Source organism: Fuscovulum blasticum DSM 2131, assembly GCF_003034965.1.
Lineage (GTDB): Bacteria > Pseudomonadota > Alphaproteobacteria > Rhodobacterales > Rhodobacteraceae > Pseudogemmobacter > Pseudogemmobacter blasticus.
Genome location: NZ_PZKE01000001.1, coordinates 256333 through 266936, shown reverse-complemented (window position 1 = coordinate 266936; position 10604 = coordinate 256333). Strand labels below are relative to the sequence as shown.

At 65.4% G+C, this 10604-nt stretch carries 13 protein-coding genes; 3 read left to right on the top strand and 10 right to left on the bottom strand.

The annotated features are described in order from the left end of the window. Positions 1–44: 44 nt before the first annotated feature. The 4 genes from C5F44_RS01290 to C5F44_RS01275 are packed head-to-tail and all read right to left on the bottom strand — an operon-like array spanning position 45 to position 2321. Positions 45–491: a MarR family winged helix-turn-helix transcriptional regulator gene (locus C5F44_RS01290; protein WP_107671680.1), complete on the bottom strand. Its 447-nt coding sequence runs from the start codon at positions 489–491 to the stop codon at positions 45–47. Next, entirely contained in the window at positions 488–1318 is an 831-nt protein-coding gene (locus C5F44_RS01285) for a carbon-nitrogen hydrolase family protein (RefSeq protein ID WP_107671679.1), read from the bottom strand. Before C5F44_RS01285 ends, C5F44_RS01290 begins: the two co-directional genes overlap by 4 nt. Beyond that, entirely contained in the window at positions 1318–1572 is a 255-nt protein-coding gene (gene grxC / locus C5F44_RS01280; protein WP_107671678.1) for a glutaredoxin 3, read from the bottom strand. The genes C5F44_RS01285 and grxC overlap by 1 nt, the downstream gene beginning before the upstream one ends. Positions 1573–1607: 35 nt before the next feature. Continuing rightward, positions 1608–2321, bottom strand: coding sequence for a ComF family protein (locus C5F44_RS01275; protein ID WP_107671835.1), 714 nt, complete (start codon positions 2319–2321; stop codon positions 1608–1610). Positions 2322–2351: 30 nt separating this feature from the next. Between C5F44_RS01275 and C5F44_RS01270 the strand changes: the two genes are divergently transcribed. Both C5F44_RS01270 and hemH read left to right on the top strand, forming a co-directional pair. Continuing rightward, on the top strand, positions 2352–3191 hold the full coding sequence (locus tag C5F44_RS01270; protein WP_107671677.1) for a methyltransferase domain-containing protein: 840 nt from the start codon (positions 2352–2354) through the stop codon (positions 3189–3191). Positions 3192–3248: 57 nt separating this feature from the next. Beyond that, the gene (gene hemH / locus C5F44_RS01265) at positions 3249–4364 is read left to right on the top strand and encodes a ferrochelatase (protein WP_107671676.1); all 1116 of its coding nucleotides are present in this window, start codon (positions 3249–3251) and stop codon (positions 4362–4364) included. A 99-nt stretch (positions 4365–4463) separates the two neighbouring features. Here the strand turns inward: hemH and C5F44_RS01260 are convergent, their stop codons facing one another. Continuing rightward, positions 4464–4643 (bottom strand): hypothetical protein, encoded by a 180-nt coding sequence (locus tag C5F44_RS01260; protein WP_107671675.1) that lies wholly within the window; start codon positions 4641–4643, stop codon positions 4464–4466. A gap of 144 nt (positions 4644–4787) precedes the next feature. Further along, positions 4788–5384 (bottom strand): L,D-transpeptidase, encoded by a 597-nt coding sequence (locus C5F44_RS01255; RefSeq protein WP_164681940.1) that lies wholly within the window; start codon positions 5382–5384, stop codon positions 4788–4790. A 202-nt stretch (positions 5385–5586) separates the two neighbouring features. Here C5F44_RS01255 and dalA point away from each other — a divergent pair, with 202 nt between their 5' ends. Further along, positions 5587–6078 carry a divisome-associated lipoprotein DalA gene (dalA, locus tag C5F44_RS01250; RefSeq protein WP_235822473.1) on the top strand — a complete coding sequence of 164 codons (492 nt, stop codon included), beginning with the start codon at positions 5587–5589 and terminating at the stop codon, positions 6076–6078. A 15-nt stretch (positions 6079–6093) separates the two neighbouring features. On the opposite strand, the gene C5F44_RS01245 is transcribed toward dalA, so the two are convergent. The 4 genes from C5F44_RS01245 to C5F44_RS01230 all read right to left on the bottom strand — a co-directional run bounded on the left by C5F44_RS01245 (position 6094) and on the right by C5F44_RS01230 (position 10595). Further along, entirely contained in the window at positions 6094–6855 is a 762-nt protein-coding gene (locus tag C5F44_RS01245) for a class I SAM-dependent methyltransferase (RefSeq protein ID WP_107671673.1), read from the bottom strand. Between the two features lie 79 nt (positions 6856–6934). Continuing rightward, positions 6935–7429 carry a L,D-transpeptidase family protein gene (locus tag C5F44_RS01240; RefSeq protein ID WP_107671672.1) on the bottom strand — a complete coding sequence of 165 codons (495 nt, stop codon included), beginning with the start codon at positions 7427–7429 and terminating at the stop codon, positions 6935–6937. Between the two features lie 89 nt (positions 7430–7518). Then, positions 7519–8745 (bottom strand): class I SAM-dependent RNA methyltransferase, encoded by a 1227-nt coding sequence (locus tag C5F44_RS01235; RefSeq protein ID WP_107671671.1) that lies wholly within the window; start codon positions 8743–8745, stop codon positions 7519–7521. Further along, entirely contained in the window at positions 8742–10595 is a 1854-nt protein-coding gene (locus C5F44_RS01230; RefSeq protein WP_107671670.1) for an ABC transporter ATP-binding protein, read from the bottom strand. Before C5F44_RS01230 ends, C5F44_RS01235 begins: the two co-directional genes overlap by 4 nt. Positions 10596–10604: the final 9 nt, after the last annotated feature.

The window sequence follows — 10604 nt, the reverse complement described above, 5'->3', positions numbered from 1 at the left end:
ACTATCTGGGTCAAGTGGTTACGATCCGGTTTCCGGCTTTCGGGTCAGTTGTCCTGTTCCAGCCGTGCCCGCATCTCGCGCAGCACGGGCAGGACGGCGCGCACCCGGTCCGCACCCAGCGCCGCCACCACATCGGCAATCATCGGTGCCACCGCCTGCACCGCGGCATCGCGCGCAGCCCGGCCCGAGGGGCTGATCGACACAAACTTCTGCCGGGCATCATCCCAGTCGGGGCGAATGTGAACATGCCCGGCCCATTCCAGCCGGGTCAGCGTATTGGTCATCGCGCCACGCGTCACATGAAACGCCCGCGCCAATTGGGCCGGGGTGCGTTCATCGCCCACCCGCGCCAGATGGTTCAGAACCGAAAAATGCGACAGTTCCATTCCGCGCGGCAGCGCCTTCGACACGCGGTTGCGCGCTAGTTGGTCAGCCATGAACAGCTCACCAAACAGGGCTACCGCAATGTCGTCGTTGCGCTCGGTGCTCATGGCCCGTCGAACCCGCGGTCATGGTGCAGCGAGGGCACGCGACCCCGCGCCTGATCGACCTGTGAGAGATCAAGATCGAAAAAAGTCACGCCCGGTTCGGTTCCGGCATCCGCCAGAACCTCGCCCCAAGGGGCCACGGCCAGCGAATGACCATGGGTGCGGCGGCCCTTGCCCTGCGATTCGGCGTGAAACCCGGTTTGCGCCGGTGCCAGAACAAAGCACCCGGTCTCGATAGCCCGTGCCCGGACCAGCGTTTCCCAATGCGCCGCGCCCGTGATGTGGTTGAAGGCCGCCGGAATGGTCAGCACCCGCGCGCCGCCCTGCGCCAGCCGGCGGAACAGGTGCGGGAAACGCAGGTCGTAACAGACCGCCATGCCAACAGGGCCAAAGGGCGCCTCGGCCACCACCGCCCGGCCCCCGGGGCGATAACTGGCGCTTTCGCGGTAAACCTCGGTTTCCGACACGTTCACGTCGAACATGTGAATCTTGTCATACCGGGCCCGGATGTCGCCCTCTGGCCCGATCAGGAAGGAACGGTTGGCAAACCGCCCGTCCGCATCATGGGTCAGCAGACCCAGCGACCCGATCAGCAGCCAGATCCCGGCCTGCGCCGCGAACGCCCGCAGCGCGGCCAGCGTCTCATCGTCCTCTTCATGCCGGAAGACGCTGCGCTGATGGTCACGGCTTGACGACAGGCCGTTCGTCATTTCGGGCGTCAGCAGAAAGCCTGCCCCGCCGGCCACCGCCTGACGGCAACAGTCCAGCGTCTGCACAAGGTTCGCCTGCGGGTCATCGCTGACATTCAACTGGATCAGGGCGGCGCGCATCAGTCAGCCAGCAGCGCGTCAAGCTGCCCCCTGTGCTCCAGCGCGTGCAGGTCATCGCTGCCACCGACGGGCTGTCCGCCAATGAAAATCTGCGGCACGGTATAGCCACCAGACCTGTCCATCATCACCCGGCGCTGCGCCGGATCGCGGCTGACATCCGTTTCGATAAAGGGCACGCCCTTGCGGTTCAGCAGCCGCTTGGCCGCTAGGCAATAGGGGCAGGTCGGGGTTGTATAGATCTCGACGGGTTTCATGGCCTAATCCCTTGTCCGGCACGGACTATAGGGATTTAGGCCTGCTTCGCAACGCGTGCCAGTGACACAACCGAAACAGAAGCCGCGCCGCCCGCCATCAACCCTTCGGTCGCAGCGGCGAAAGTCGCGCCCGAGGTCATCACATCATCGACCAGCAGGACAGGGTGCCCGGCAATCCGGGTTGCCCGGCGCGGGTGAACGGCAAAGGCGCCTTGCAGGCTGGCAAAGCGGGCATCCCGGCTGCGTCCTTCCTGACTGCCGGTGTTGCGCTGCCGGATCAGGGCGTCCGGGCAATGCTCCAGCCCGGTTGCACGCGCCAGCGCCGCCGACAACAGGGCCGACTGGTTGTATTTGCGCCGCAGCATCCGCAGCCAGTGCAGCGGCACCGGCACCACCACCATCCCGGGCCGCAGCAAGGGCTGCGCCGCCCGCGCCAGCCAGTCGCCGGCGGGGCGCGCCATTTCCATCTGGTCGCCATGCTTCAGGGCCAGCACGATCTTGCGCGCATTGTCCTGATACAGCATGGCGGCGCGCCCTGCCTCCCACGGGCGGGCGATCTGCAGACAGTCGTCGCAAAGCGCGGTGTCCTCCGGGTCACCGGGCAGGGGGGCGCCGCATTTCCGGCAGGCCAGCCCGGTGATGAAGGGCGTTGCGCGCCAGCAATCGCCGCAAAGGCCGAAGTCTGTGGCCACCAGCGCCTTGCAGGTCATGCACTGCGGCGGGTAAAGCGCATGGATCAAGGCTTGCATCATGCCCGTCTGCCCCCAAAGATCACACCCATGGCCCACCCCCCGCTGACCGACCGACCGGCCCTGCTGCGCGCCCGCGCCCGTGCGCTGCGGTCGCCTGAACCGGCCCTGTTCCTGCAGGACGAGGCGGTTGCCGAGGTTCAGGAAAGGCTGGAACTGGTTAACAGGGCCTTTACGTCCGCCAGCGTGGTGACGGGTTTTCCGGCTCTGTGGCAGACTGCCCTGCCGCAGGCGCGCGTGGTCGAGGATGCCGAGGTGCTGGACCTGGCCCCCGCGACGCAAGATCTGGTGGTTCATGCGCTGGCGCTGCACTGGGCGGATGATCCGCTGGGCCAGATCATCCAGTGCCGCCGCGCCCTGCGCCCCGATGGCCTGTTCATCGGGCTGATGTTCGGCGGCCGCACCTTGCACGAACTGCGCAGCGCGCTGGCCGAGGCCGAGGCCGAGGTGTCGGGCGGGCTGTCGCCGCGCGTGGTGCCCATGGGCGACATCCGCGATCTGGGGGCGCTGGTGCAGCGGGCCGGTCTGGCCCTGCCGGTGGCCGACAGTTTTACCCGCATCGTGCAGTATCGTGACCTGTTCCATCTGGCCGCAGACCTGCGCGCCATGGGGGAAACCAATGCCCTTGCCGCCCGCCTGCGCCGGCCGACGCGCCGCGCCGTCTTTCTTCGGGCGGCGGAAATCCTGGCGCGCAGCTTCCCGGCCGAAGGTGGCCGGATCACCGCCACCTTCGAAATCGTCTGCCTTACCGGGTGGGCCCCGCACGAAAGCCAGCAACAACCCTTGCGCCCCGGATCGGCTGCCCAACGGTTGGCCGATGCCCTGAATGTGACCGAGCGTCCGTTGCCCACATCGTCTCAGGACGGTTGACCCCGGCGCATAACCCTTTATCTCCGCTAGGACTGCGCCCCCTAAGAAAGCGACATCATGCCGGATTCCCGCGAAGCCAAGGACGCCCTGCCCCCGAACGGGAACGGCGACGGCTTCCTCGCGGCGGGTCAGGGGCGGCTGGCCCACGCCCCCGCAGACCACCCGCCGGTGCGGCGACCACGGATCGGGGTCTTGCTGGCCAACCTGGGCACGCCCGATGGCTATGACTACTGGTCGATGCGGCGCTACCTGAACGAGTTTCTCTCGGACAAGCGGGTCATCGACTACCCAAGCTGGAAGTGGCAGCCGCTGCTGCAACTGGTGATCCTGTCCAAGCGGCCGTTCTCCTCGGGACACAACTACCAGGAAATCTGGAATCACGAGCTGAACGAAAGCCCGTTGATGACCATCACCAAGGCGCAGACCGCCCGGATTGCCGAAGCGATGTCCGCGCGGCACGGGGCCGATGTGATGGTCGATTTCTGTATGCGCTACGGCAACCCGTCCACCGAATCAAAGGTGCGCGCGATGGTTGATGCGGGCTGCGAGAAGATCGTGTTCTTCCCGCTGTATCCGCATTACGCCGGCGCGACCTCGGCCACCGCGAATGACCAGTTCTTCCGTGCGCTGATGCAGGAAAAACGGCAGCCGGCGGTGCGGACCGTGCCGGAATACTTCGACCATCCGCTTTACATCGACGCGCTGGCCCAGTCGGTTGAACGCGCCTGGAACAGCCTTGAACGCAAGCCCGATGTTCTGGTGGCCAGCTATCACGGGATGCCGAAGCGCTATCTGATGGAGGGTGACCCCTACCATTGCCAATGCGCCAAGACCACGCGGCTGCTGCGCGAACGGCTGGGCTGGGCGCCCGAGATGATCAACACCACCTTCCAGTCGGTGTTCGGGCCGGAAGAATGGCTGAAACCCTATACGGTGGATCATGTGGCCGAGCTGGCCCGTCAGGGCAAACAGCACATTGCCGTGATCGCACCGGCCTTCTCGGCCGACTGCATCGAAACGCTGGAAGAGATCAACGGCGAGATCCGCGAAAGTTTTGAACACGCGGGCGGCAAGGAATTCACCTACATTCCCTGCCTGAACGACGATGCCGCCCATATCTCGGCCCTTGTCGCCGTGATCGAGGACAACCTGTCGGGCTGGCTGCGCCGCTGAAACTGGCGCCGCTGCCAGGCAGAACCAACGCTGAATCGGCCCTGCAGAAATGACAAAGGCGGCAGCTAGGCTGCCGCCTTTTCTTCGGTCAGACCGAAATCAGTTCGAAGCAGCAGCAGCCACCAGAACGAGCAGCAGCAGCGGGATGATGATGCCGCCGGCCGACGACGAGGTCTGAGCCTTGACGACTTCCGGTTCCATCACCGGCTCAACCATGCCGCCAGCGAACGACGACGTAGCAGCGGCCGAGAGCACAGCGGCGAGCGCGAGTTTCTTCATGTTAGCCTCCAGTTACGGCACACCATCGAGATTGCAGAGGCGACGGCATGCACCCAATTTTTTCCTCGTAACGCCCTCTAAGCAGCCGCAACGAAATTTTGCAATCCGGCTTGTTTCGTTGCAGCTTCGCCGGCGAAGGTATTGTCAAATTAGCAACACTTGCGTCCCGATCTTCACCATGTCGTAGAGTTCTTCGACGTGTTCATTGTACAGGCCGATACAACCGTTCGATGATTTCCGGCCGATCTTGCGGGTATCGTGCGTTCCGTGGATTCGGTAATAGGTCCAGCTCAGATACATCGCGCGGGTGCCAAGCGGGTTATCCGGCGCGCCGCCTTCAACCACATCGGGCCATTCGGGATTGCGTTCTTTCATCGAAGGCGTCGGGCGCCACGGCGGGTTCACCACCTTCTGCACCACTTCGGTCCGGCCACGGCGCGTCAGGTCTTCCGACAGCGGCACCGAGGTGGGATACAGCCGGTAAACCGACTGATCTTCCGACCAGAAATGCAGCGCGCGCGAGGTGATATCCACCAGGATCGCGCCCTTCTTGGTGTTGTCGAAGTACTGCTTCCAGTCCAGCATCCGGAAACTTGAGATGTTGTTGCGGATCGTGCTGGACGCGGGCGGCGCGAATTCGGTGGTGCCGTCCTGGGCGCGGGCCGGAACGGTCAGCAGACCAGTCCCAAGGGCAGCGGCGGCCCCAAGAAACGCTCTGCGCGGAAGCCTTTCGGCAGTCATCATACACTCCTGACACATCGGATTTGGCGGGAAGTTACTCCTTCCGGCAGAAAGTCGCAAATCAAAGACCCGTCAACCCGCAAGTTCACGCAGACTTGGGTTTGCCTGTTGCCGGGGCTTTCGCTAAAGGGAGGGCGCAATTTGCCCGTCCGGGGCCCCCAATAGCTGGTGAAATGACATGAACAGACGCGCCCTTGTCCTGATGGCTCCCGCCCTGCTGGTTGCCGGCTGTGTGTCGGGCGGAGGCGGCGCGCAACTGGGCGCGGACGGCAAGCCGCTGCCCCGCGTCTATCAGATCACCCCCGCGGTCGCGGCCGAAATCCCCTATCGCCTGCTGGATGGCGTGAACGCGCTGCGGTCGGCCAAGGGCCTGCAGGCGATGGCGCTGAACCCCCAGCTCAACGCCGCCGCCGAAACCCATTCGCGCGACATGTCGGTGCAGAACCGGCCCTGGCATTTCGGTTCCGATGGCTCTTCGCCGCTCGTGCGGGTGCAGCGGGTGGGCTACACCGGCCGCCTGATGGGCGAGCTGATTTCGGAAACCTACCAGACCGAACTGGAAACCCTGTCCGCCTGGATGGCCCAGGCCGACACCCGCGCCGTGATTCTGGACCCCGCCGCCCGCGATCTGGGCTTTGCCTGGTTCCAGGAAAGCAACGGCAAGATCTGGTGGACGATGGTCACCGGCGGCTGATCCGCCGCCGCAAGATCAGGGGCTGACCGGCACGGGGGTTTTCAACGTGTCCGGTCGCCGTGCAACGCGCCTGAAATCGGGAAAGCCCGCCTTGGCATAAGATCGCGCGTCGGTCAGGGCGAAGCTGCCGAAGAACCGGTCAAGCCCGTAGGGCACAAGATCCACATCCGTCCAGTCGGCAATGATCCGGTCATAGGCCTGCCGCAGCACCGTGTTCACCGGGTCCAGCCCGGAAATCAGCACAAGCCCGGTGGGCTGGCAGTTCAGCACCGTGATCTTCAGATCGGGCCGGTAGTGTTGCAGGATCGGGATCAGCTTCCAGACATCCCCCGTCCAGGCGCCGCGCGGCAGGTTTTCCAGATCGCGGGTCAGCATCCCTTCGCCGAAGGGCACGCAGTCATGCAGGGCGATCACGCCTTCGGGGCGGCTGTGCGCCTCGGTATTGATGAAATCGCGCAGCAGGTATTCGAACAGGTGCAGCCCGTCGAGGAACGCGAAGGATACGCGAATTCCCAGCTTCTCAAGCACGCGCGAGGCGAAGAAATCATCGCTTTTCTGCTGGAACAACAACAGGCTGGGCTTCGAGCCGATCACATTGCTCTCAACCTTGAAGAACGGATCAACAGCGATCGTCGGGCCCCGGACGGGCGCGATGGTGCGCCCTGTCCGGCATCCGATTTCCAGATAGCAGCCAAAGGCCATGACCCGGTGAACGGCATCCAGAAAGGCCAGGTAAGAGGGGCCGTCCACCCGGGGGAACCGGGTCTCGTCATCCATAACTCGTGCTCCACGACACCCGTATTTCCCGCCGGATCGTATGGCCGGCGGGGCTGCCGTCAAGGGCCTGCGCCCGCGATCAGGGCAGGATGTGGATCGGCGTTCCCGGCTTGATCATCGAATAGATGACTTCGATCTGCTTGTCGGTCACGGCCACACAGCCCGCCGTCCAGTCGCGCCGGTCAACTTTCCGTTTCGGCCCGCCATGAATGAAGATGTCGCCGCCCGGCAACTTGTTCATGCTCTTGGCATAGGCCCGGTCGGCCTCGTTCGGATATGACACCCGCAGCGACAGGTGGTATTCCGAGTTCGGGTTCTTGTGGCTGATGTAATAGGTGCCTTCCGGCGTCTTGCCGTCGCCTTCGAACTGCTTGTGCCCGACCGGCGCAAAACCCAGACCGATGTCATAGCTTTTCAGCACCTTGTCATTGTGCAGGAGATACATCTTGCGCTCTCCCTTGTGCACCTGGACCGAGGTCACCTCCGGGCCGTTGTACCGCTTGAACTTCGAACTTCCACAGCCCGCCAGTCCGACAAGGACCAGCAGGACCACAATGATCTTGAACGCCCGCATACTCGTTTCCGCCTGCTCTTTTTTTCCGGTCTTAACCGAAAACCCGGGTCCGATCCAGCGATCAGAAACAAGGGCGACTCACGGATGTGTTATTGGCGGGAAAAGCGGGCGGCCAGCTCGACATGCACCGACCAGCGGAACTGGTCCACCACCTGCACCCAGTCCAGACGGTAGCCGGCTTCGGTCAGCGTTCGCGCATCGCGGGCAAAGGTGGCCGGGTTGCAGGACACCATGGCAATCACCGGCACGGTGCTGGCCGCCAGCCGCGCCGCCTGCGCCTCGGCCCCGGCCCGCGGCGGGTCGATCACCACCGCGTCCAGCCCCTTCATCTCATCCGCTTCCAGCGGGCGGCGGAACAGGTCGCGCGTTTCGACGGTGATCCGTTTCAGCCCCGGCGTCAGGCGGGCGGCGCGGTCCAGCGCAGCCGTCAGGCCCGAGTCGCCTTCCACCGCGTGAACCTCGGCCCGGGCGGCCAGCGGCAGGGAAAAGGTGCCCAGGCCGCAGAACAGATCGGCCACCCGCCGGGCCGGACCCACCGCCTCTTGCACCGCAGCGACCAGCGCCGATTCCCCGGCCTCAGTCGCCTGCAGGAACGCGCCCGGCGGCAGCGCAACCCGCGCGGCCCCCACCTGCACCATCGGCTCGGCCCGCAGGGCCACCGTCTCGTCCTCCCAGGTCAGCCGGGCCAGCGCGAATTGTTCGGCCAGCCGGGCAAGGTCCATCCGCAGCGCGGCATCGGCCGGCTTGCCGCCGCTGACGGCCACATCCAGCCCGCCAAGGCTGCGCGTCACCGTCAGTTGCACCTCGGCACTGCGCGATCCGCCAAGGGACACCAGCGCCTCAAGCGCGGGAAGACCGGCCATCAGGTCAGGGTGCAGCAACCGGCACTGCGGCACCGGAATCACCAGATCGCGGCCCCGGGCATGGAACCCCATCAACACGCCGCCCTTGGTGCGCCGCCCCGACAGCGTGGCCCGCCGCCGCGATGCCGGGGGCGATGTCAGCACCGGCCCGCGAAACGGCGCCTCCAGCCCCTGCTGGGCCAGCGCCTGCGCCACAACGCCCTGTTTCCAGCCCGCCAGAAAACTGTCGGAGACATGCTGCAACTGGCAGCCACCGCAACTGCGGGCATGGGCGCAGGCCGGGCGCACGCGGTCGGGGCTGGGGGTGACGATCCGCACCTCCTCAAGCCGGTCACCGCGCAATTCGCCTTCGGCCACCTCGCCGGGCAACAGGCCCGCCGCGAAGATCGGGCCATCAGGCCCCGGCGCAACCCCATCGCCCAGATGGCCCAGCCGTTCGACGGTAATCCTCACTCAGCCGCCTCCGCTTCGTCATCGGTGCCGATGAAGCCACCCGATTGCCGCTGCCAGTAACGCGCATAAAGCCCGCCCGGCGCCAGCAATTCGGCATGGCTGCCCTGTTCCACGATCCGGCCCGCATCCAGCACGACGATCCGGTCCATTTCCGCAATGGTCGACAGCCGGTGCGCAATCGCCAGCACCGTCTTGCCCTGCATCACCCGCTGCAAGGCGGTCTGGATGCTGGCCTCAACCTCACTGTCCAGGGCCGATGTCGCCTCGTCCAGCACCAGAATCGGCGCATCCTTCAGGAAGGCCCGCGCCAGCGCGATGCGCTGCCGTTGCCCGCCTGACAGTTTCACCCCGCGCTCGCCCAGATGCGCTTCATATCCGCTGCGCCCCTGATGATCGCGCATACGCAAGATGAACTCATGCGCCTCGGCCGCTTCGGCGGCGGCGAACAGTTCGGCCTCGGTGGCATCGGGGCGGCCATAAAGAATGTTCTCGCGGGCAGATCGGTTGAACATCGCGGTTTCCTGCGTGACCATCCCGATCTGCCGCCGCAGGCTTTCCTGCGTGACACCGCGCACATCAATGCCATCAATCAGCACCCGGCCCTTTTCAGGATCGTAAAGCCGCAGCAGCAGCGAGACGAGCGTCGATTTCCCCGCCCCCGAAGCACCGACAATGCCGATCTTTTCGCCCGGCTGAATGGTCAGCGTCAGGCCGTCCACGCCGCCATGCCCGTCGCCGGTCTTGCGGCCATAGGCAAAGCTGACGCCTTCCATGCGGATCTCGCCCCGCACGCGCGGCAGCTCGGTCGCATCCGGCGCATCGGCCAGCGTATAGGGCGCGGTCAGCGTGCGGATGCCATCCTCGACCTCGCCCAGATTGCCGAAGATCGACATCAGGCTGAACGACACCCAGCCGGTCATCTGCGCCAGCCGGAACGAGATTGCCCCCGCAGCGGCAATTCCGCCCGCGCTGGCCTGGCCTTGCGAATACAGCCAGACCGTGGTGCCCACCAACGCCACCGGCAGCGTGCCCGCCAGCAGCATCAGCCAGAACCGGAACCATGAAGACACGATGCCATAGCTGATCGCGCTGTCGCGAAAGCCCTCCATCGCCTCCAGCGCCACCCGGTCCTCATGCCCGGAGGAGGCAAACAGCTTCACCGTCTTCATGTTGGTGACGGTATCCACGATCTGCCCCGTCACCATGGCCCGCGCCGCCGCCCGCGCCCCGCTGGCCTTGCGCACCTTGCGCAGGAAGCCGCGGATGAAGGCGATATAGGCGATCACCCAGATCACCAGCCCCGCCGTGGCCCAGCCCGAAATCGCCGCCATCAGCGCCACTGACCCCAGCACCGAGGCCAGGCCGAAGGCCACCGTTTCAACGCAGCCCGAAACCACATCGGTCGCCGCCCGCGCCGTCTGCATCTGCTTTTGCGCGATGCGGCCGGCAAAATCGTTGTCGAAGAACGTCACCGCCTGCCCGATGGTCCAGCGGTGCAACCGCGACAGGATCAGCGGAAACAGGTTCGGCTCGATGGTGATCGAGGTGGCGCTGGTGTTCAGCCCGAACACCAGCGGCCGCGCGATCAGGTAGAACAGCGCAAACCCGATGAACAGCGTGCCATGCAGGCCGAACACCTGCGCGGGTTCAGCGGAATTCGCCGCGTCGATCACCATGCCCAGCAGCGTGGCCGACACCGCCTCCAGCGACCCGGCCATTGCCGACCAGAACGTCGCCCACAGGATGCCGGGCCAGGCCCCGCGCAGGGCCCAGCGGAAGAAGGGCCCCATCTGCCCGGGCGGGTTTTCCGTGGCCCGGGCAAAGGGGGCGATGCTTGGTCCCAGTCTCATTCTGTCCGT

Excerpts from the sequence above, each read along its gene's own strand:
- C5F44_RS01290 (WP_107671680.1), bottom strand. The coding sequence starts at position 491 with ATGAGCACCGAGCGCAACGACGACATTGCGGTAGCCCTGTTTGGTGAG.
- C5F44_RS01285 (WP_107671679.1), bottom strand. The coding sequence starts at position 1,318 with ATGCGCGCCGCCCTGATCCAGTTGAATGTCAGCGATGACCCGCAGGCG.
- grxC (WP_107671678.1), bottom strand. The coding sequence starts at position 1,572 with ATGAAACCCGTCGAGATCTATACAACCCCGACCTGCCCCTATTGCCTA.
- C5F44_RS01275 (WP_107671835.1), bottom strand. The coding sequence starts at position 2,321 with ATGCAAGCCTTGATCCATGCGCTTTACCCGCCGCAGTGCATGACCTGC.
- C5F44_RS01270 (WP_107671677.1), top strand. The coding sequence starts at position 2,352 with ATGGCCCACCCCCCGCTGACCGACCGACCGGCCCTGCTGCGCGCCCGC.
- hemH (WP_107671676.1), top strand. The coding sequence starts at position 3,249 with ATGCCGGATTCCCGCGAAGCCAAGGACGCCCTGCCCCCGAACGGGAAC.
- C5F44_RS01260 (WP_107671675.1), bottom strand. The coding sequence starts at position 4,643 with ATGAAGAAACTCGCGCTCGCCGCTGTGCTCTCGGCCGCTGCTACGTCG.
- C5F44_RS01255 (WP_164681940.1), bottom strand. The coding sequence starts at position 5,384 with ATGACTGCCGAAAGGCTTCCGCGCAGAGCGTTTCTTGGGGCCGCCGCT.
- dalA (WP_235822473.1), top strand. The coding sequence starts at position 5,587 with ATGGCTCCCGCCCTGCTGGTTGCCGGCTGTGTGTCGGGCGGAGGCGGC.
- C5F44_RS01245 (WP_107671673.1), bottom strand. The coding sequence starts at position 6,855 with ATGGATGACGAGACCCGGTTCCCCCGGGTGGACGGCCCCTCTTACCTG.
- C5F44_RS01240 (WP_107671672.1), bottom strand. The coding sequence starts at position 7,429 with ATGCGGGCGTTCAAGATCATTGTGGTCCTGCTGGTCCTTGTCGGACTG.
- C5F44_RS01230 (WP_107671670.1), bottom strand. The coding sequence starts at position 10,595 with ATGAGACTGGGACCAAGCATCGCCCCCTTTGCCCGGGCCACGGAAAAC.